General features: G+C 41.6%; 24 protein-coding genes. 22 read left to right on the top strand and 2 right to left on the bottom strand.

All coding sequences use genetic code 11. The annotated features are described in order from the left end of the window. Positions 1 to 24 precede the first annotated feature (24 nt). Positions 25 to 1,476, bottom strand: coding sequence for a DNA (cytosine-5-)-methyltransferase (gene dcm, locus AN964_RS23510; protein ID WP_083489529.1), 1,452 nt, complete (start codon positions 1,474 to 1,476; stop codon positions 25 to 27). A gap of 175 nt (positions 1,477 to 1,651) precedes the next feature. Between dcm and AN964_RS23505 the strand changes: the two genes are divergently transcribed. The 17 genes from AN964_RS23505 to AN964_RS23435 all read left to right on the top strand — a co-directional run bounded on the left by AN964_RS23505 (position 1,652) and on the right by AN964_RS23435 (position 14,360). Further along, the gene (locus tag AN964_RS23505; protein WP_047334635.1) at positions 1,652 to 2,026 is read left to right on the top strand and encodes a helix-turn-helix domain-containing protein; all 375 of its coding nucleotides are present in this window, start codon (positions 1,652 to 1,654) and stop codon (positions 2,024 to 2,026) included. After that, on the top strand, positions 2,026 to 2,691 hold the full coding sequence (locus tag AN964_RS23500) for an ImmA/IrrE family metallo-endopeptidase (protein ID WP_047334636.1): 666 nt from the start codon (positions 2,026 to 2,028) through the stop codon (positions 2,689 to 2,691). The genes AN964_RS23505 and AN964_RS23500 overlap by 1 nt, the downstream gene beginning before the upstream one ends. Before the next feature lie 88 nt (positions 2,692 to 2,779). Then, the gene (locus AN964_RS26545) at positions 2,780 to 2,950 is read left to right on the top strand and encodes a hypothetical protein (RefSeq protein WP_161794071.1); all 171 of its coding nucleotides are present in this window, start codon (positions 2,780 to 2,782) and stop codon (positions 2,948 to 2,950) included. A 154-nt stretch (positions 2,951 to 3,104) separates the two neighbouring features. Next, positions 3,105 to 3,263 carry a hypothetical protein gene (locus AN964_RS26850; protein WP_163258572.1) on the top strand — a complete coding sequence of 53 codons (159 nt, stop codon included), beginning with the start codon at positions 3,105 to 3,107 and terminating at the stop codon, positions 3,261 to 3,263. Positions 3,264 to 3,426: 163 nt separating this feature from the next. Then, complete coding sequence (locus AN964_RS23495; protein ID WP_055742217.1) at positions 3,427 to 3,996, top strand: sigma-70 RNA polymerase sigma factor region 4 domain-containing protein; 570 nt, start codon at positions 3,427 to 3,429, stop codon at positions 3,994 to 3,996. Positions 3,997 to 4,041: 45 nt separating this feature from the next. Beyond that, positions 4,042 to 4,260 carry a hypothetical protein gene (locus tag AN964_RS23490; protein WP_055742216.1) on the top strand — a complete coding sequence of 73 codons (219 nt, stop codon included), beginning with the start codon at positions 4,042 to 4,044 and terminating at the stop codon, positions 4,258 to 4,260. Beyond that, positions 4,235 to 4,558 (top strand): hypothetical protein, encoded by a 324-nt coding sequence (locus AN964_RS23485; RefSeq protein WP_055742215.1) that lies wholly within the window; start codon positions 4,235 to 4,237, stop codon positions 4,556 to 4,558. Before AN964_RS23490 ends, AN964_RS23485 begins: the two co-directional genes overlap by 26 nt. Beyond that, the gene (locus AN964_RS23480) at positions 4,551 to 5,687 is read left to right on the top strand and encodes a DUF2800 domain-containing protein (RefSeq protein ID WP_055742214.1); all 1,137 of its coding nucleotides are present in this window, start codon (positions 4,551 to 4,553) and stop codon (positions 5,685 to 5,687) included. The genes AN964_RS23485 and AN964_RS23480 overlap by 8 nt, the downstream gene beginning before the upstream one ends. Positions 5,688 to 5,691: 4 nt before the next feature. Continuing rightward, positions 5,692 to 6,240 (top strand): DUF2815 family protein, encoded by a 549-nt coding sequence (locus AN964_RS23475; RefSeq protein WP_001064737.1) that lies wholly within the window; start codon positions 5,692 to 5,694, stop codon positions 6,238 to 6,240. A 207-nt stretch (positions 6,241 to 6,447) separates the two neighbouring features. Continuing rightward, on the top strand, positions 6,448 to 8,247 hold the full coding sequence (locus tag AN964_RS23470; protein WP_496197093.1) for a DNA polymerase: 1,800 nt from the start codon (positions 6,448 to 6,450) through the stop codon (positions 8,245 to 8,247). A 93-nt stretch (positions 8,248 to 8,340) separates the two neighbouring features. Next, positions 8,341 to 9,093, top strand: coding sequence for a phage antirepressor KilAC domain-containing protein (locus AN964_RS23465; protein ID WP_055742212.1), 753 nt, complete (start codon positions 8,341 to 8,343; stop codon positions 9,091 to 9,093). Next, positions 9,093 to 9,527: a DUF7768 domain-containing protein gene (locus tag AN964_RS23460; protein WP_055742211.1), complete on the top strand. Its 435-nt coding sequence runs from the start codon at positions 9,093 to 9,095 to the stop codon at positions 9,525 to 9,527. Before AN964_RS23465 ends, AN964_RS23460 begins: the two co-directional genes overlap by 1 nt. Beyond that, positions 9,524 to 11,890, top strand: a complete 2,367-nt coding sequence (locus tag AN964_RS23455) for a virulence-associated E family protein (protein WP_055742210.1) — start codon at positions 9,524 to 9,526, stop codon at positions 11,888 to 11,890. Before AN964_RS23460 ends, AN964_RS23455 begins: the two co-directional genes overlap by 4 nt. 218 nt (positions 11,891 to 12,108) lie before the next feature. Next, complete coding sequence (locus AN964_RS23450) at positions 12,109 to 12,390, top strand: VRR-NUC domain-containing protein (RefSeq protein ID WP_055742209.1); 282 nt, start codon at positions 12,109 to 12,111, stop codon at positions 12,388 to 12,390. Continuing rightward, positions 12,371 to 13,732 (top strand): DEAD/DEAH box helicase, encoded by a 1,362-nt coding sequence (locus tag AN964_RS23445; RefSeq protein WP_055742208.1) that lies wholly within the window; start codon positions 12,371 to 12,373, stop codon positions 13,730 to 13,732. The genes AN964_RS23450 and AN964_RS23445 overlap by 20 nt, the downstream gene beginning before the upstream one ends. Beyond that, positions 13,729 to 13,950 (top strand): hypothetical protein, encoded by a 222-nt coding sequence (locus AN964_RS23440; protein WP_015926212.1) that lies wholly within the window; start codon positions 13,729 to 13,731, stop codon positions 13,948 to 13,950. Before AN964_RS23445 ends, AN964_RS23440 begins: the two co-directional genes overlap by 4 nt. Continuing rightward, positions 13,947 to 14,360 (top strand): DUF1492 domain-containing protein, encoded by a 414-nt coding sequence (locus AN964_RS23435; protein ID WP_055742207.1) that lies wholly within the window; start codon positions 13,947 to 13,949, stop codon positions 14,358 to 14,360. Before AN964_RS23440 ends, AN964_RS23435 begins: the two co-directional genes overlap by 4 nt. A gap of 114 nt (positions 14,361 to 14,474) precedes the next feature. Here AN964_RS23435 and AN964_RS23430 read toward each other — a convergent pair whose 3' ends face one another. Next, the gene (locus tag AN964_RS23430; protein WP_055742206.1) at positions 14,475 to 15,104 is read right to left on the bottom strand and encodes a GIY-YIG nuclease family protein; all 630 of its coding nucleotides are present in this window, start codon (positions 15,102 to 15,104) and stop codon (positions 14,475 to 14,477) included. A gap of 236 nt (positions 15,105 to 15,340) precedes the next feature. Here AN964_RS23430 and AN964_RS23425 point away from each other — a divergent pair, with 236 nt between their 5' ends. From AN964_RS23425 to AN964_RS23405, 5 genes are all read left to right on the top strand, one after another. Then, a complete protein-coding gene (locus tag AN964_RS23425; RefSeq protein ID WP_437177123.1) occupies positions 15,341 to 15,721 on the top strand; it encodes an HNH endonuclease in 381 nt (126 codons plus the stop codon). A 264-nt stretch (positions 15,722 to 15,985) separates the two neighbouring features. Then, on the top strand, positions 15,986 to 16,384 hold the full coding sequence (locus AN964_RS23420; RefSeq protein ID WP_435406650.1) for a P27 family phage terminase small subunit: 399 nt from the start codon (positions 15,986 to 15,988) through the stop codon (positions 16,382 to 16,384). A 2-nt stretch (positions 16,385 to 16,386) separates the two neighbouring features. Continuing rightward, positions 16,387 to 17,571, top strand: coding sequence for a methionine adenosyltransferase (metK, locus tag AN964_RS23415; protein ID WP_055742205.1), 1,185 nt, complete (start codon positions 16,387 to 16,389; stop codon positions 17,569 to 17,571). After that, positions 17,561 to 18,802: a site-specific DNA-methyltransferase gene (locus AN964_RS23410; RefSeq protein ID WP_055742204.1), complete on the top strand. Its 1,242-nt coding sequence runs from the start codon at positions 17,561 to 17,563 to the stop codon at positions 18,800 to 18,802. The genes metK and AN964_RS23410 overlap by 11 nt, the downstream gene beginning before the upstream one ends. Further along, positions 18,795 to 20,954 (top strand): DNA cytosine methyltransferase, encoded by a 2,160-nt coding sequence (locus AN964_RS23405; protein WP_055742203.1) that lies wholly within the window; start codon positions 18,795 to 18,797, stop codon positions 20,952 to 20,954. Before AN964_RS23410 ends, AN964_RS23405 begins: the two co-directional genes overlap by 8 nt. Positions 20,955 to 21,026 lie beyond the last annotated feature (72 nt).

Below are 21,026 nucleotides of genomic sequence, written 5' to 3'. Positions count from 1 at the left end.
TGTTTAATAACATGCCCTATAAAATCAAGCCTTGTACATGTCAGCTAAGCGTTCAGAAATAGCATGAATAACTGGAACACAGACTGTATTACCTAAGAGATCAAACGCTTCGCTCTCTTTTAGAAAAGAAAGGTCATAGTCATCTGGAAAACCAAACAGGCGCTGAATTTCTCGAATAGTTAACCTTCGTAGTCCACCATTGTCGATGACTCCAAGACGTGAAACATCCATAGCTACAAGTGTTGGTGCTAAATCGTTAGGGTCAAGGATTTTGGTGAATTCAAATGACAACTTGCCAGTTACAATGTTATACCCTTTTGGCTTAGTTTCGTCCGGCACTCTTCGATTGTTTTCTCTTTTGCGAGGATATTCCAAAGTAAGATATCCCATTTCAACTAGTTCATCAAGAATTTCACGTAGGTTTTCCTTTGGGTAAAAGGTAGATATTTGTTTCTCAGTGAGAGGCATACCATCCATCCAATCAATGCCGATTTCAGCTGCCCACTTTTTTTTCCTTCGCTCGCGAAGAAGAAGATTGAGAAGTTCTGTTTGTTCATGGGTTGTTTCACCTTTTAGACCAATTTCCCAACTATGAATGTTATCATTACCACCTCTCTTGTCCTTGATTGCTTTACCGATAACTTCTTTTGGAGTGAAGTGCTCAAATAACTTTCTTGTAAAAGTTGAATCTACTGTTGGTAGGTTATGATCCAAGATGTCACCGAGAACGGCTGTGTGTTCTTCAAAATTATCCAATGAGATGTGTGCATCTTTTGTCCCTACAATATAGACTCTTTTTCTCGATTGTGCCAAGCCGAAGTATTTACTATCAATCAATTTGTAGGATACATAATAATTAAGTTTCTTTAGACGGCTTACTATAATCGATAATGTACGCCCATTATCATGTTTAACAAGACCCTCAACATTTTCGAGCAAAAAACCATACGGCTTTTTTGCTTCCAGGATACGTTCTATTTCGAAAAACAATGTTCCACGAGTATCTTCAAAACCAAGTTGCAACCCAGCGGCTGAAAATGGCTGACATGGAAAACCTGCTAATAGAAAATCAAAATCTTCGATATTTTGCGCAGGAATTTTGGTAATGTCTCCCGATACCTCAGTATCCTTAAAATAATTTTTATATGCTTTAATGGCATAATCTTTGAGTTCACTACTAAATACACATTTAGGTTCAAACCCTTTTTCACGAAAAGCATTTTCAAATCCGAGTCTTATACCACCTAATCCGGCAAACAGGTCGATGAACTTAACTTCTTTGTTCTCAGAGCGTTTTCTACGCTCAAGCTGTGTGCTAATTAAATCTATACATTTCTCGGAGAAACTATTACCTTTTGCGTACGTTTCAATATCCTCGTGCTGGGTAGGAGTTATATAAATGGTTTTAGCTATTTTCTTTTGATTTGCAGGCAATGGAGTACGGCCAGAGCCCTCTCGTTTTCCTCCGTGATGCATAGCTTATACTCTCCTTTTCAAATATACACTATGATTATAACACAATCAACTTGATTTTGCAATGCGTAAAATCAAGTTATAAAAATTATTATTTAATATGCTGCTTGACATTATATGGACAGTAATATATAATTAAATTACGCATATTAGCGTAAAAGCGTAAGGAGGGGGAAACATGGCTGGTGAATTTGGAGCTTATATTGCTCAAAAGAGGCTTGAAAAAGATGTAAAATTGAAGCCTATTGCGGAAAAATTAGGTGTTTCTGTAACTTATCTATCGGACATAATTAAGGGAAGAAGAAATCCACCCGATATTGACGGATTAGAGGCTTTAGCTGAAATTCTGGGATTATCTGAGGAAGAGAAAAATGTAATGTTTGATTTGGCAGGACGTGATCGAAAGCAAGTATCGCCTGATTTGCCTGAGTATATTATGGATGAGACACTACCTAATGCTAGGGTAGCGTTAAGAAGGGCACGCAATGCGAAATTAGGAGACGACTTTTGGAAAGAGGTTAATCAAATCATCGATAAAAAAGGAGGCGAATAATGATGAATTATAATATGCGCACCCTGATTCCTATAATCCCGGCATCGGAGTATGATAACGTCGCAAAGGAATTTTTAGAGGATTATTTCCCTGAAGCTTTACTGGAGCCGAGACCTGTTCCCATATTGGATATTGCAAGAAACATGATGGGGTTAGATGTTCAATTTATTTGCCTGTCGGAGGAACTGGATGTTTACGGTATGACAGTGTTTGCCGATGGACTGGTTGAAATATATAACCCCGAAGAAGGGCTGTACGATAGCAAATTTTTCAAGCGAAAGACTATACTAATTGATCCAGAGGCGTATAAAAAGACGAATGTAGGATGTGTGAATAATACTATTGCTCATGAATGTGTCCATTGGTATAAACATCGGATGTACTATCGAATGCAGAACTATGTACTTCCTCGTCAAGCAAAATACTGTAAATGCTATATTGAGCAATTACCATACGCAACGGAGGAAGAAATTATTCTTGAAAACCAGGCTATAGGTATAGCGCCTCGAATATTAATGCCAAAAAGCTCTTTTATAGAAAAGGCATATGAATTTAACGTGGGGTACGGGAAAGATAACAGTTACGCAATTGCTCAATTGGCTAAATTCTTTGAGGTATCAAAACAGTCTGTAACAATACGACTAGAAGAGTGCAGTTTATTATGATTCTTGTTGCAGTTCAAATGCAGCAAGAAAATTTTTTAACTATATATTACGCAAATAAGCGTAAAAGTGTAATTGGGAGGTAGTTAAAATGAGGGATGTATATCATTATAAATGTCCAAATGAATCAACATGCATTGCTCATAAGCATTGCCATGTACTAAAGACTACAGAAAAATTAAAAACTTTAATCTCTGCAGTTGTAAAGTGCCCAGCACAGAAAAATAAGGAGATTATCGTTAAAATTGGAACAGAACAGTGACTATATGATATCAAGAGTGACTCACAGGTAAGCCGCTTGGACGCGCTATGCTGTAGGACTCAACTACAGGGAGAAACCCTTTGTTGATCTTACAGCATGCAATGTCCAAGCGGCTTTATTGTTATAACATTTCGGAACAAAGGAGGAAATCGAGATGAATCAAGTCACAAATCTAAATAAGAAAAGAGTGTGTGATCTGAGTGAGGACAAGCGTGTAGCTGAAATCCGGAAAGGAAATTGTTTGACTAGGATAAAGGCAAACCCAGATGGCACACTTGATATTACTCATCAATGTGATGAAAAAGTTTCATAAAAACAAACAGTAATTTAATAGCTAAATCCGCCAGAACGCAAGACGGCAGTGCGAAATCTTAGTCCTTTTCATAAGGCAAGATTCTACTGCCGTCTTTTTTTGTTTAGTGCGGATTTGGCGGCTCTGGCGGATTTCAGATTTTGAAAACCAAAGGAGCCAGGATATGAAAATTAAAATTATGTACGAAAACAAACCTACCTATTTGGAGGTACCGGACGAGGACTTTACCTTAATGATTGATATGGACTACGAGGACAGGCTATCTTGCGCCGAAGATAAGGAAACCGTTACTCGACGTTCGCCACAGGAGATTATGGACGAGCGTTTTAACAAGCCCGACTACAATAACTGGCGTAAACTTGATCGTCATTCAGCTACTACTACCCCTCCCAAGAAACTTAATGGAAAAAGGGGTTACACAAAAGCCAATGACGATAATGATGGTAAAAACATAAAGGAAAATACAATTGAGTTATTTCCTGACAATTCAAATGAAGAAGTTCGTGAGAAACAAGAAGAGTATGAATACCTCTGTGAAATTATCCGTAAGACCCTCAAGGAAAAACAAGCGGAGCTACTGATTGCTATAGTCTTGGATGGTGTTTCGGTAACAGAGTATGCAGAACGTGAGGGAGTAAGTGTAAGTGCCATTTCCCACCGATTAGATACAGCTAAAAAGAATTTCAAAAAAATCTATCCCAAATCCTCAACTTTCCCCTCTTGCCACGGCTAATAGTTAGAGGGCAGCACATAAACGCTCTCGGAAAGAGGTGAATACATGAAGCACAACTTGAAAATCAGTGTTTCAAAAAAACCACAGACTGGCGGGATTATTTCCTGTCGAAACGTCACCATTAGGGAGCGTTTCCTTCGTTTCTTACTTGGTGATAAGCAGAAACTGACCATCCTTGTTCCGGGTGACACCGTACAGGAACTCGCCATCAGTGAGATTAAGGAAGGAGGAATAAGCCATGAGCAAGATCAAGCTACTCCTTGATGTGGTTTCCGATATGCGCTCTTTGGCAGACAGCATGCAAGCGGTTGCTGATGTAATGGCGGGCAATGAACCTGTCGAAACAAAAGAACCGACTACACCTGTAAAAAAACCTGCGCCAAAGAAAAAGGAAATCACTTTGGAGGAAGTCAGAGCAAAACTCGCTGAAAAGAGTCAAGCCGGTCTTACTGCCCAAGTGAGAGAAATCATCCAAAAATACGGTGGCTCTAAATTAAGTGAAGTTGACCCGAAACATTATGCAGATATGTTGAAAGATGCGGAGGTACTAGGGAATGAGTGATCACGCAGTACTTTCCGCATCGGGGTCCCATAGGTGGCTGAATTGCCTTCCATCTGCAAGATTGGAACTAGAATTTGAAAATAACGAATCCAATGCAGCTGCTGAAGGCACCGCCGCCCATGCTCTTTGTGAACATAAACTTAAAAAAGCACTTCACATGAGAAGTAAGCGTCCTGTTTCAACTTATAACAACGATGAGATGGAAGAACACAGCGATGCTTATGTGGAATTTGTAATGGAGCAGTTTGAACTGGCAAAACAAAGCTGTACGGACCCGTTAATACTTATTGAACAACGTCTTGATTTTTCCTGCTATGTACCACAGGGGTTCGGAACTGGTGACTGCATCATCATTGGCGATAAAAAGCTTCATATTATCGATTTTAAGTATGGCATGGGTGTGTTAGTAGATGCGGTGGATAATCCGCAGATGAAATTGTATGCCCTTGGTGCTTTGGAAATCTACGATAGCCTGTATGATATCGAGGAGGTTTCCATGACCATCTTCCAACCCCGCAGGGAAAATGTCAGTACATGGACAATCCCGGTAAAGGAATTAAAAGACTGGGCAGAAAACGAGCTGAAGCCAAAGGCGAAAAAGGCCTATGAAGGCGAAGGTGACTACCTTCCAGGTGAATGGTGTACATTCTGCCGAGCGGCTGTTAAATGCCGTGCAAGAGCTGAAGAAAAGCTGAAATTAGCACAGATGGAATTTAAACTGCCACCCCTGCTTACAGATTCTGAAATTGAGGAAGTTCTCTCTAAATTGTCCGACCTTACAAAGTGGGCAAATGAAATCATTTCTTATGCTACGGATGCCGCCGTTAATCACGGGAAAGAGTGGCACGGTTTTAAGGTAGTTGAGGGTAGGTCTATCCGTAAATATAAGGACGAAGAGGCTGTGGCTGAAGCAGCCAAGGCAAACGGCTATAAAGATATTTACCGTCAGAGTCTCATTACCCTTACGGAAATGCAGAAGCTGATGGGTAAGTCGAAATTTCAAGAAATCCTCGGTGGTCTCATACATAAACCACCAGGTAAGCCAACGCTGGTTCCACTTTCGGATAAGCGGCCAGCTATGAATATATCAAACGTAAAAAACGAATTTAACGAGATAACGGAGGAATAGGAATATGAATAATCAAAACAGAACGAAGGTTGTTACAAGCGTCAACACACGTCTTAGCTATTTTCACGGCTGGGAACCCGTATCCATCAATGGCGGAGCGGAAAAGTACAGCGTATCTGTATTGATTCCCAAAACAGATAAGGAAACTATCAATGCTATCAATGCAGCAGTAGATGCAGCCATTGAAGAGGGCATTGCAAAGTTTGGTGGTAAAAAGCCGAATAAGGCGGCTATCAAACTGCCACTTCGTGATGGTGATGTAGAACGTGATGATGAGGCTTATAAAGGGCATTATTTTGTAAATGCCAACAGCAAGACTCCACCCCAAATAGTAGATAAAGCAGTCAGACCTATCTTGGATCGCAACGAGGTGTACAGTGGTTGTTATGCAAGAGTATCCCTAAATTTCTACGCTTTTAACTCTAATGGCAATAAGGGTGTAGCTTGTGGTCTTGGCAACATCCAAAAGATAAGAGATGGGGAGCCTTTAGGTGGAAGAACCAATGCAGCTGATGATTTCACAACTATTGAAGATGATGATTTTCTAGCATAAGGAATAAATACAGATGAGGTGGTGGAGGTTGTTCTTCTGCCACCTCGTTTGCATTGGAAAGGGTGGTAATACATGAACTCTATTTCTATTGACATTGAAACATTTAGTGGCGCCAATCTTCAAAAATCTGGAGTTTACCGTTATGCCGAGAGTGATGACTTTGAAATTCTACTATTTGGCTACTCGGTGGATGGCGGTGAAGTACAGGTGGTTGACCTTGCTTGCGGGGAGGAAATCCCCGATGAAATTATAAACGCACTTTTGGATGATTCCGTTACCAAATGGGCTTTTAATGCAATGTTTGAGCGTGTGTGTCTATCAAAATGGCTTAACCTTACAGAATATCTTGACCCCGCATCCTGGAAATGCTCCATGATATGGTCGGCATATATGGGGTTACCACTTTCTTTGGAGGGAGTTGGGGCGGTTCTAGGTTTGGAGAAACAAAAGCTAACAGAGGGTAAAGACCTCATCAAATATTTCTGTACACCTTGCTCCCCTACTAAATCAAATGGTGGTCGAGTTCGTAATCTGCCAGAACATGACATGGATAAATGGGAGCGGTTTAAAGCCTATAATCTTCGGGATGTGGAAGCTGAGATGTCAATACAACAGAGATTTTCTAAGTTTCTGGTGCCGGAAAATATCTGGGAGGAATATCATCTCGACCAGGAAATCAATGATCGCGGCATTGCCATTGACATGACTTTCGTAAAACAGGCTGTTGTGATGGATGAACATTCCCGTGAAAAGTTAATGGCTTTAATGCAAGATATAACCAATTTAGAGAATCCAAACTCTGTACAACAAATGAAAGACTGGCTTGCCGATAATGGGCTAGAAACAGATACCCTTGGTAAAAAAGCAGTTGCTGAGATGCTAAAGACGGCTCCTGAACCACTAGGAACTGTTTTAGAACTCCGTCAGCAGCTTGCAAAATCATCGGTGAAAAAATACACGGCAATGGAAAATGCGGTATGTAGTGACGGTCGTGCAAGAGGAATGTTTCAGTTTTACGGAGCCAACAGAACCGGCAGATTCTCTGGCAGGCTGATTCAGTTGCAAAATCTCCCCCAAAACCATATGCCCGATTTGGAACAGGCTCGTGCTTTAGTTCGAAGCGGAAACTTTGATGCTCTTACTTTACTCTATGATTCAATCCCAGAGGTACTGTCGGAACTTATCCGTACTGCTTTTATACCGCGAGAAGGTATGAAGTTCATTGTGGCAGATTTTTCAGCGATTGAGGCTCGCGTCATTGCTTGGCTTGCAAGTGAAAAATGGAGAATAGATGTATTCCAAAACGGCGGTGACATCTACTGTGCCAGTGCCTCTCAGATGTTTAATGTACCTGTTGAAAAGCATGGTGTGAACGGTCACCTTCGTCAGAAAGGGAAAATAGCCGAACTTGCCCTCGGTTATGGTGGATCTGTTGGAGCATTAAAATCAATGGGTGCTTTGGAGATGGGAATTGAAGAAGAGGAACTTCAGCCCCTTGTAACGGCTTGGAGACAATCCAATCCCAATATCACAAAACTTTGGTGGGATGTTGACCGTGCAGTAAAAACTTGTGTTAAGCAAAAAACTCCTACAGAGACACACGGCATTAAATTTATCTATCAAAGTGGAATGCTCTTTATTGTCCTCCCCTCTGGTAGACGGCTTGCCTATGTGAAACCTCGTATGGGAGAGAATATGTTTGGCGGTGAGTCGGTTACTTACGAAGGGGTCGGTGGGACGAAGAAATGGGAAAGAATCGATAGCTATGGACCCAAATTTGTAGAGAATATTGTTCAGGCAATCAGTCGTGACATTTTGTGTCATGCCATGCAGACATTAAAGAATTGTTCCATTGTGGCTCATGTACACGATGAAATTATCATCGAGGCAGATATGGGAATGTCACTTTCCGCTATCTGTGAACAGATGGCTAGGACACCAACATGGGCAAATGGTCTGTTACTTAGCGCTGATGGCTATGAGTGTCAGTTTTATCAAAAAGATTAAAATAAATTTTTTCAAAATCCTCAACAATCATTACCTCCTGTGGCTATTAGGTAGAGGAACTTTCCTCTGACTATATTGCAGGAGGTAATTCGTATGGACGAATTAGTAAAAATCAATTATGAAAATCAACGACCAACCGTACTCGGTCGTGATTTACATGAAGCCTTGGAAGTAAAGACCGCTTATAAAGATTGGTTTCCAAGAATGTGTGAGTACGGATTTGAGGAAGGGTCAGACTTTAGCTCATTTTTGAGCGAAAGTACTGGAGGCAGACCACGCATAGACCATCAGTTAACAATTGATATGGCAAAAGAGCTATGTATGATACAGCGTACTCCAAAAGGAAAACAATGCCGTCAATACTTTCTTGAAATAGAAAGACGATGGAATTCCCCTGAGGCGATTATGGCAAGGGCATTACAGTTTGCCAATCAACAACTAACTCAAGTAAGGAATCAAAATAAAGTGCTTGAAGGTACGGTTGCTGTTCAGAATCAGCAAATTGCAGAAATGAAACCGAAAGTCTCTTATTACGATGTAGTTTTAAATTGTAAAGACCTCATTTCCACCTCAGCAATTGCCAAAGATTACGGCAAGTCAGCTATTTGGATGAACCGCTATCTTAATAAAAAGGGCATCCAGTTTAAACAAGGCGGCATTTGGCTCTTATATCAGAAGTATGCGGAAAAAGGCTACACCAGTACTAAGACACATAGCTACCTTGGCAGTAACGGTGAACAGCATACAAAGGTCCATACATATTGGACTCAAAAAGGCAGACTCTTCATTTACGAACTGATGAAGGCGGACGGTATTTTGCCTCAGATAGAAATGGAGGGTGTGTAATGGGGATCAACAAATTTAACCATGAAGGATACCATGACCCAACTCCCCATGAAGCACTGACCAACATAATGAGAAAGGAAAAGGCAGAGAAAAAATCTGCCTTTAAGCCACTTGTATATATCTGTTCTCCCTATTCCGGTGATGTAGAAGGAAACATTAAAAAGGCTCGCAGTTTTTGCAGGTTTGCCTTAGACCAAAACTGTATCCCAATTGCTCCCCACCTTATGTTTCCGCAGTTTATGGATGATGAAAACCCAGAGGAACGAGAGCTTGCCATATTTATGGACATCGTTCTTATGGGCAAATGCTCTGAGGTGTGGGTGCTGGGCAATACCATCTCAAGCGGTATGGCAAGGGAGATTGAAGTAGCCAAGAAACGCAGACAAACGGTCAGGTATTTTAGTCCGGAACATGAGGAGGTCGAAAGTTTATGAAAATTGCAGTGGGCAATAGTCGGATGGACAGGAAATGGAAAAACAAAGATATCTCCTGGGGGGATTTTTGCTCCCGTGTAAAGACAACACAACGTACTACAGAAACGGTAGAAGAATATCGGAAACTTAAAAAAGGCCAGCAAGATGATATCAAAGACGTGGGCGGCTTTGTCGGGGGACATTTAAAAGAAGGAAGGCGAAAGAAGGGCAATGTTCTGTGTCGTTCTTTGCTTACCCTTGATATGGATTACGGTAGACCGGATATCTGGGAACAAATCAGCATGCTTTTTGACTTCAAATGTTGCGTTTACTCCACTCATAAGCACACACCAGAAAATCCGAGACTCAGACTTATCGTTCCCCTTGCTCGTGAGATCAGCGAAGAAGAATATGCAGCTGTTGGACGTATGGTGGCAAAAGAAATCGGCATTGACCTTTTCGATGATACGACATATGAAGCCCATCGCCTTATGTATTGGCCATCCACTTCCTCTAATGGTGAATTTGTCTACGAAGAGCAGGATGGAGCATTACTTGACCCGGATATTTATCTTGCAAAATATGAAAACTGGCGAGATACGTCAACTTGGCCAGTATCAAGCAGGCAGTCTGAGGTTATTAATCGCAGTCTTAAAGAACAAGCCGATCCGCTTTTAAAGGAAGGTGTGGTAGGAACTTTCTGTCGTGCCTATTCCGTTCGTGAAGCAATTGATAAATTTTTAGGTGCAGTTTATGCCCCATCTGCTATGGAAGGGCGATATGACTATATTCCAGCTGACAGTAGTGCGGGTGTGATTATCTATGATGATAAATTTGCATACAGCCACCATGCTACTGATCCAGCAAGCGGCCTGCTTCTTAATGCTTTTGATCTCGTTCGTATTCATAAATTCGGCTCTTTAGATGATAGAGCTTCCACTACTACGGCTCCTGGCAGGATGCCGTCTTTTGTGGCAATGTGCGAGTTTGCTATAAAAGATGAAGCGGTAAAAGCCGAGTTCGCAAAGGAAAGACAGGCTCAGGCTGAAGAGGAGTTTAGTGATGAGGATTGGCAGACAGGTTTGGAACTAGATAAGCAAGGTCGGATAAAAGACACTTTGGATAACATCGTCTTGATTATTCGGCATGATGAGGAATTACAGCATATCGCTTTCAATTGCCACCGTGACGGTATTGATGCCAAAGGTGGTCTGCCTTGGGAACAGATTAAATGTGGTTGGAATGATTCGGACAATGCACTGCTGAAGGTGTACTTAAGCAGCAAATACGGAGTCTATTCTCCTACCAAGACCAAGGATGCTGTGTTGGCGGTAGCGTCAGAACGAGCCTACCATCCTGTTAAGGAGTATCTTGACTCCCTGCCAAAATGGGATGGTATTTGTCGAGTGGAAAATCTACTTATTGATTATTTCGGTGCAACAGAAAATTCCTATACAAAGGCAATTATTCGCAAAACGATGGTTGCGGCGGTAGCCCGTATTTATAGACCAGGCACAAAGTTTGATAGTGTTCTTATCTTAAACGGTCCTCAAGGCATCGGTAAGTCAACTTTCTTTGCCAAACTTGCAGGGGATTGGTTTTCAGACAGTTTAACTCTCACGGACATGAAAGATAAATCTGGGGCTGAAAAACTTCAGGGATATTGGTTGTTGGAACTCGGTGAGCTTGCTGGGATGCGTAAGACGGATGTGGAGATTGTGAAGTCCTTTATTTCGAGGGCGGATGATAAGTACCGTGCCAGTTATGGGGTCAACGTGGAAAGCCATCCCCGTCAATGCGTGATTGTAGGTTCTACCAATGCGGAAAGCGGTTTTCTTCGTGATATTACGGGCAACCGCAGATTTTGGCCAGTCCGCATTAGTGGTAACAGTAGAAAGAAAGCTTGGCAGATGACTAAAGAAGAAGTACAGCAGATTTGGGCAGAGGCACTAGTATTATATGAGAAGGGCGAAAAACTCTACCTTGAAGGTGATGATGTAACCATGGCAACCAGTGAACAGGCAGATGCTATGGAAACAGATGAACGAGAAGGACTGGTTCGTACTTACTTGGATACGCTCTTGCCGGATGATTGGGACACGATGTCTTTGTACGAGCGTAGAAATTTCCTCGGCGGTAGCGAATTTGGTGGCGGCACCCGTGTTGGAACAGTAAAAAGGACTCTTGTCTGCAATATGGAGATTTGGTGTGAATGTTTCGGTAAAGAGGCATCAATGCTAAAGCCTTCAGATTCCTATGCCATCGGTGCCATTATGAGAAAGATCAGTGAGTGGAACAAGTACACTGGGAACAAGAATGGTGTTGTGACGTTTCCTGTCTACGGAAAGCAACGAGCTTATTCCCGAGTCGAGGAACAAAACTAAGTTGTACCTTACCTTGTTCCCATACTGGTTCTTTCCCTAAAGTTAGTAATGATAAGGAAAATCAACGGTTCGGAACAAGTGGAACAAGAAGTATCCTATTTATTTATAAATAGTAAAAAGAAGTAATAGTAGCCTGTGCATACACGCATACGCACGCGTATAGGAAAAATGGGTCAAAGTTGTTTTCTTGTTCCGAGCCTTTTATATGGGAGGTATTTATGCTTGAAAAATATATCGAAAAGAAACTGGTGGCTGAGGTAAAAAAGATGGAAGGCATTGCTGCGAAGTTTGTTAGCCCAGGTTTAGATGGAATGCCAGATCGCCTAGTGCTTTTACCACATGGGAAGATGGCATTTGTGGAATTAAAGGCTCCCGGAAAGAAACCTCGACTATTACAGATTAGAAGAATAAAACAATTACAGAAGCTAGGTTTTACCTGTTATGTCATTGATGATGTTAAGCAGATTGGAGTGATACTGGGTGAAATACAATCCTCATAAATATCAGACTTATGCAACGAACTTCATACTTGAGCATCCCATCGCTGCGGTGTTTTTAGAAATGGGTCTTGGCAAAAGTGTCATTACTCTAACGGCTATATTTGACCTATGTCTTGATCGTTTTGAAATTGGAAAGGTTCTGGTCATTGCTCCACTTCGGGTAGCGAGGGATACTTGGCCAGCTGAGATAAATAAGTGGGAGCATTTAAAAGGACTGGAGTTTTCGGTAGCCATCGGAACAGAACAGGAGCGGTTGGCAGCTCTTAGGAAACCTGCAAGTGTCTATCTTATAAACAGAGAAAATGTTGACTGGTTAGTAAATAAAAGTGGCATCCCTTTTGATTATGACATGGTGGTCATCGATGAACTATCATCCTTTAAGTCCTATGGTGCCAAAAGATTTAAAAGTCTACTAAAAGTCAGACCAAGGGCAAAACGGATTGTGGGTCTTACGGGTACACCATCGAGTAATGGATTAATGGATTTGTGGGCAGAGTTTCGTATTCTTGACATGGGTAAAAGACTCGGCAGGTACATAACTCACTACCGCAATTCCTTCTTTACACCAGATAAACGTAATCAGCAAATCATATTTTCATATAAACCATTGCCAGGTGCTGAAGATGCCATATATCGGCTCATTTCGGATATTACCATTTCCATGAAATCAGTGGACTTTCTGAAAATGCCAGAGTGCGTGATCAATGAAGTGCCTGTGTATCTAAATGACAAAGAACAATCCGTATATGATCACTTTCGTGAAGAGATGGTGCTTGAATTTGCTGATGAAGAAATAGATGCCATGAATGCAGCAGTCCTTTCAGGTAAACTCCTGCAAATGGCAAATGGTGCTATCTATGATGATGATAAAAACCCCCATATTATCCACGGACGCAAGCTAGATGCTCTTGAGGATTTAATTGAAGGTGCTAACGGAAATCCTGTCCTTATTGCCTATTGGTATAATCACGATTTAGAGCGTATTAAGGCAAAATTCAATGTCAGAGAAATTAAAACTTCTAAGGATATCAAGGATTGGAACAACGGCGATATTTCTGTGGGGGTTATCCATCCTGCATCAGCGGGACATGGTCTCAATTTACAAAGTGGTGGTTCAACGCTTATCTGGTTTGGACTTACTTGGAGTCTAGAACTCTATCAACAAACAAATGCGAGACTTTGGAGACAAGGACAAAATGAGACAGTGATTATCCATCACATTATTACTAAAGGCACAATTGATGAAGATGTGATGAGGGCTTTGAAACGAAAGGAAAAGACACAATCCGATCTTATCAATGCGGTCAAAGCAAATCTTGGGAAAGCGAGGGATGCTGTATGATGGACGCTTTTGAAAAACTAGCAAATGCCATTATTCTACAGGCGGTCAAGGATTATCGTTTTGCTTTGAAAAGATTAGCAAAACACCCTCGCAATGATTCTGCTTTATATACAAAACGTGAGGTGGAGTGCTTCTTTCATTCTGGATTGTTCAATGTCCTCACCTCCCTAAACCCTGACATGTTAATTCAACAGCTACAAGAGGAGGTGGTGCGATGATGACAGCTAAGGAATTCTTAAAGCAGGCTTATCGCTTGAATGAATTGATTAATTCCGACCTTGAAGAGTTACAAAACTTAAGGGAACTATCAAGAAGTGTTTCATCCCCCGTTCTTGAGGAAAAAGTCAGTCGAACCAAGTGTACTGACCCACCCTTTGAAAAATATGTGATTAGAATAGTAGATTTGGAGCAACAGATACAACAAGAGGTGGAACGATTAATAAAACTGAAATCAGATATCCGTGAAGCGATTAACCAGATGGAAAATGTGGATGAGAAGCTACTTCTTCGCTACCGATACATTAACTTTCTTAACTGGGAAGAAATCTGTGTTAACCTTAATGTTTCCATGAGAACCGTACACAGACTCCACTCATCCGCTTTGCAACATTTAAAAGTTCCAAAATAAAAAGGAAAACAGTTGTGGATAGGGTAAAAAATTAATACCAAATTTTAAATAAGGAAAAGGCATTACATATTTATACTGCTAATATGCAATGCCTTTTTTGCTCAACTAATTGTCCTAAACAGACAAATCTCTAGTTTTTCCATTTGCTATAGCTCCCGATAATCCATCTAAAACTCCACCAGCAGTTCTATTCAAAAGATATTTATTATCAAATTGATTAATTAATTTATCTTCGAGGCGATAAGTGTTAGATGTTAAATATACAAATATCCTTGTAGTATCTAAAGCCCTAAAGCTATTTATGGATAAAATTGAATTTTCTTTAGTGCCAAATATCATTCGATCAAAAAACATTTGCATACGCCAATGTTGTTGTATTCGCTTTTTGATGTCACGACTTGTACCAATATAAACTTGAGCATATTCGTCTAACACCATAATGTAATATCCAGATTTACCATCTACAGAAGTTAAGTCTGTAATTTCCTTAAAGTTCATATTTTCACGGATGAAATTTTCTAACTCTTTATTAAAATCTTCATGAGATAATGAATGAAAATAGTTCATATTCTTATCGTAATTATATAAACAAGCTTCTGTGTGGCTATTTATAATTGAATCAGTATAGAGTTTCTTTAAATGTGAATCTTTAAAAGTTACTTTCTCTATATAATTTTCTCTTGTTAATTTTAATCCACTAGGTTTTTCAACTACATTTACCCCAAAATGTTTAACGAACGGCATCTCTTCCCCCCCTCATATACATTTTACCAAGAATTACAACTCCTTTGTTAAGTTATTCTGTTACGCTAACATCAAAAGCTATAGTTCCAGACGATAATCTATAAAGTTGGCACACTTTGGCACAGTTTGGCATACGCTGACACTGTTTGTCCGTAGTGAAAGTTATATAATGGTAGTGTGGAGTATTAATAAACAGAAGCCTTCACGGGAGCATTTCTCCTGCGAGGGCTTTTTCTATGGGAAAAAGGAGGTGCAGTATGCCAAAGAAACCTAAGCGACCGTGCTCTTACCCTGGTTGCCCAGAGCTAACCGACAAGCGCTTTTGTGAAGAGCATAGCAAGAAGGAAGCCGCACGGTATGAAAAGTATGACCGTGACCCAGCAACACGTAAGCGTTATGGTCGTGCTTGGAAAAGGATACGTGACCGCTACATTGCAGCTCATCCTCTTTGTGAGGAATGCAAACGACAAGGAAAGCTGACCCCAGCAAATGAAGTCCATCACATTCTTCCTCTTGCAAGAGGAGGGACTCACGATAGAAGTAATCTGATGGCTCTTTGTACTCCTTGCCACTCTGCTATCACAGCAAGAGATGGAGACCGTTGGGGAACCCGGTAGGGGGAGTCAAATCTCCACAGCTTTTCATTTGTGTAACGGGCGTGGGGTAACGCGTGAAAATTCGCGGTTTCAAACGGGGTAATAGGTCCATCGATGAAAAGAGGTGAGTGAATGGCCAAAGACGGAACAAACCGAGGCGGCGCCCGTATAGGCTCCGGTCAAAAGAAAAAACCACTTGCTGACAAAATTGCAGAGGGAAATCCCGGTAAAAGAAAGCTTGAGGTCGTCGAGTTCAAGAATACTGCTGACCTGAAGGGGCAGGAAATGCCAAAGCCAAGGGCCATGCTCTCCGCAGTGCAAAAGGATGGGAAAACCTTAGAAGCGAGTGAAATCTATGAAATTACATGGAAATGGCTTGAGGAGCGAGAATGTGCCCATTTGGTACTTCCACAGCTTCTAGAACGGTATGCCATGAGTGCGGCCAGATGGATACAGTGTGAGGAAGCGGTAACCGAGTTTGGTTTTCTAGCAAAGCATCCAACTACCGGCAATGCAATTCAAAGTCCTTATGTAGCGATGAGCCAGAGCTTTATGAGTCAGACAAACAGGCTATGGATGGAGATATATCAAATCGTTAGGGAGAACTGTGCTACAGAGTACTCTGGTTTAAACCCACAGGACGATGTGATGGAGCGATTGCTATCTGCCCGCAGAGGAAAATAAAGATGAGGAGATACGGTGTAATGAGTAAGAGATATTTAACAGCAGAAAGTGTATGTGCTGGACATCCTGATAAACTATGCGACATTATTGCAGATAGCATTTTGGAAGCATGCCTACGTAAAGATAAGGCATCACGTGTCGCTTGTGAGGTAATGGCAACTAAGGGGAAAATTATCGTGGCGGGCGAGATCTCCTGCAGCGAGAAAGTAAATATTAGAGACATTGTAAAAACTGTACTGAAGGATGTGGGATACAATCCTCTAAAATTTTTGATTTATGTATATGTACATAATCAAAGTGTAGATATTGCGGCTGGTGTGAACACCGCACTGGAAGCACGAAATGGGATAAACGAACAGTACGGTTCTATCGGTGCTGGAGACCAGGGAACTATGTATGGTTATGCTACAAAGGAAACAAGAGAAATGCTTCCCATGCCCCTTGTACTTTCCCACAGAATCGTAAAGAGACTGGATGATTGTCGCAAAGGAAAACTGATAAAAGGGATTCTTCCTGATGGTAAAGCACAGGTAACAGTGGAGTATGAAGATGACACTCCAGTAAGAATAAAGACGATTGTGATTTCGGTACAGCATGATAAGAATAAAACACAGGAAGAACTTAAGGCGGATATCCTTAATAATGTCTTATGGCAGTGCTTTGAGGACTTCCCTTTTGATGATGAAACCGAACTTCTCATCAATCCGTCAGGGCAGTTTGTTCTTGGTGGTCCCGCTGCTGATACAGGTTTGACTGGAAGAAAAATCATGGTCGATACCTATGGAGGGCTTGCATCCCATGGGGGTGGTGCTCTTTGTGGCAAAGACCCAACCAAAGTTGACCGAAGCGGTGCTTACATGGCTCGGTATATTGCTAAACATATCGTTTGGTGTGGTTATGCCAAGAAATGTGAAGTGAGTATTTCCTATGCCATTGGTAAGGCAAATCCTGTAGCCTTTACTGTAAATACCCTTGGCACTGGAACTGTTTCTGATGAAGTATTAACTCTGGCTGCTCAGGAGACTTTCAACTTAAGACCTGCGGCCATCATTGAAAAGCTGCGTCTAAGAAATGTGATTTATTCTGATACAGCGGTTTATGGTCACTTTAATAGCTGTCTGTTCCCATGGGAGGATGTAAATAAATACGGTGAGTTTAGAAAGGCGGTGGAAAAGTATGTTGATTGAAAAGATTAAAACAAAACAACTCATCCCCGCTGACTATAACCCAAGGAAGGATTTAAAACCAGGTGATCCAGAGTACGAGAAACTTAAACGTTCCCTTGAGGAATTTGGGTATGTAGAACCCGTTATATGGAATAAGACCACAGGCAGAGTTATCGGAGGTCATCAACGCTTGAAAGTCCTGCTGAGTATGGGCATGGATGAAATAGAATGCGTAGTAGTTGAAATGGATGAGCAAAAGGAAAAGGCCCTGAACATTGCACTAAATAAAATAAGTGGTGATTGGGATAAAGATAAATTGGCGCAACTTATCACAGACTTAAATGCTTCTGACTTTGATGTATCTCTAACAGGTTTTGACCCAGGAGAGTTGGATGATCTTTTTAAGGATTCCCTTAAGGATAATATAAAAGAAGATGATTTCGATGTAGATAGCGAGCTGAAAAAGCCCGCTATTTCACATTTAGGGGATGTTTGGATACTTGGACAGCATCGATTGGTCTGCGGAGACAGTACAAGGAAAGACACCTTTGATGTCTTGATGGATGGGAAAGCTGCCAATCTAGTAGTTACAGACCCTCCATATAACGTCAACTATGAAGGTTCTGCTGGAAAAATAAAAAATGACAATATGGGTAATGAAGCGTTCTATGATTTCCTGCTTGCAGCATTTCAAAATACTGAAGCAGCGATGGCAAAGGACGCTTCTATTTATGTATTTCATGCCGATACGGAAGGACTCAATTTTAGAAGAGCGTTCTCCGATGCAGGATTTTATCTTTCCGGTACTTGTATTTGGAAGAAACAGTCCCTTGTTCTCGGCCGATCCCCTTATCAATGGCAACATGAACCAGTACTTTTTGGATGGAAAAAGAAAGGCAAGCATCTCTGGTATTCAGACCGCAAGCAGACCACCATCTGGGAGTTTGAGAAACCAAAGAAAAATGGCGACCATCCAACCATGAAACCATTGGCACTTGTAGCATACCCCATTATGAATTCGAGCCTTAGTAACTGTATCGTGCTTGATCCCTTTGGTGGTTCAGGAAGTACACTGATTGCTTGTGAGCAGACCGATAGAATTTGCTACACCATTGAACTAGATGAAAAGTACTGTGATGTCATTGTGAAAAGGTATATTGAGCAAGTCGGAAACTCGGATGGTGTGTTTCTTTTAAGAGATGGTTCGAAATTCAGATATGGTGACCTGCCGGAGGTGAATGCAGATGAGTAAATTGACACTCGGTTCCCTCTTTGATGGCAGTGGTGGTTTTCCTCTAGGTGCTTTGCTTTGTGGCATTGAGCCGTTATGGGCTTCTGAAATTGAACCGTTTCCTATAAGGGTTACGACTAAACGCATCCCACAGATGAAGCATTATGGAGATATAAACAAATTAAATGGTGCGGAGCTTCCGCCTGTAGATATCATAACCTTCGGTTCTCCATGCACGGATATGAGTGTGGCGGGTAAAAGAGCTGGTTTGGACGGAGAGCAATCCGTCCTTTTTTATGAAGCAATCCGAATTATTAAGGAAATGAGGTGTAAGACCAATGGACAATATCCAAGGTACGCAGTCTGGGAAAATGTCCCCGGTGCATTCTCGTCGAATAAAGGAGAAGACTTCAAAGCAGTCCTCGAAACGGTCATCAGTGTCAAAGAACCGAATACCTCGGTGCCTTTACCTGAAAAAGGACGATGGCCATACGCTGACATCTATATGGGAGACGGATGGAGCGTGGCTTACCGAACTATCGATGCGCAATATTTCGGAGTCCCCCAACGTCGTCGTAGAATCTACCTTGTCGCAGATTTTGCAGACGGATGTGCCGGAGAAATACTATTTGAGTCCGAAGGCTTGTCAAGGGATTTTACGCCGAGCGGCAGCCCGTGGCAAAGAACTGCCGGAAATGCTAAAAACCGCTCTGGAAAAACAGGCGATAGCATAATTTGCCTAAATGACCAAGGCGGAAGAGTGATGTCTGTTTCGAAGGATATTACAGCAACACTTCGAGCAGAGGAACATGGACATCAGCCTTGCGTAATGCAGTCAAGCGGATTTTGTACTGAACACAGTGCCAAGAGCAGAAGTGTAGGATATGAGGAAGAACGTTCCCCTACACTTAGAACAGGTGTTGTCCCAGGTGCAGTCATGTCCTTTGAACCGGGTGCTGCTTCTCGAGTTGGTGGCCATACTGACGAAAACTTAAGTGGATCACTTCGTGCAAACATGGGAGATAATCAAACAGCTGTTGTAATAGAAAACCATCCAACCGATAGCCGTGTGAAACTCTCGGAGGATAATAAAATACAGACGCTAACCTCTCGGATGGGAACTGGTGGCGGGAATGTACCCCTTATTATGAACACTCCTAAAACGTTAAAAATCCGCTCTGGCTGTGAAGGCGGTGGTAAGGGTGCATTGATACAAGATGATAAGTCTGCAACTCTTGGATGCAATAATGATCAAACCGTTTTTGTGCCTACCGCATATGGCATATGTTCTGATAAAAGCAATTCCATGCAGTCAAGCAATCCACATAGCGGTATATATGAAGCGGATACTTCTAGAACTATTGATGCCAATGGAGGAAATCCGGGGTGTAATCAAGGTGGTATTGCAGTAGTTGCTCTGCAAGGCTCGATGATTGGTAGAGAGGATAAAAACGGTCCCCAAGGAAGCGGTATAGATGAAGAGGTTTCTTTTACGCTTAATACCGCTGATCGTCATGCTGTTGCCTATGCCATGACTACCGGAGCCTATGCACAGGTTGAAGAAGATAAAGCACCTACTCTATTGTCGAGAGATTATAAGGATGCTCCTGTTGTGACTCAGCCTTCTTACGGTATTGATCGGGCGGCTTTTAATCAAGGACAGAACGCTCTTTATAAACCGACTATAGATGAAGAACAGCAACCTACGCTTACAGCAAAAGGTCCTGGAGCAGTGGCACAACCAGCATCATTTTATCCTCAGATGAAAGCTGAAAGTCAATGCTACAGACAGGACGGTACATCAAATACGATTATCAATGGCACCAATCCAGGCTATCAAAATGGATTGGTTGAACCGGACTATATTGTTCGAAGGCTTACACCAACGGAATGTGCAAGATTGCAAGGCTTCCCCGATGATTGGTGTGATGACCTTGGTACGGAAAATCCTACAGAAGATGAAATTTCATTCTGGACGGAGGTTTGGGAAACCCACCGCAAAATTATAGGTAAAAGTAAAAAGCCAAAAACAAGAAATCAGATTATAAAATGGCTTAACAATCCTCATTCTGATTCAGCTGAATACAAAATGTGGGGTAATGGTGTAGCACTTCCATGCGTTTGTTTTGTGCTGACTGGCATTGTGTTATCTACACAAAATACCGCCGATTAATGGAATCCTATTTTCTACAGAAAGATGCTCTAAATGACTTGATAATAACAGCTTTTAGAGTGATATATGTAC

The organism is Heyndrickxia shackletonii (assembly GCF_001420715.1).
Taxonomy (GTDB): domain Bacteria; phylum Bacillota; class Bacilli; order Bacillales; family Bacillaceae_C; genus Margalitia; species Margalitia shackletonii.
Note: the sequence above shows the minus strand (reverse complement) of the source record. Positions and strands in the feature narration are given on the sequence as shown.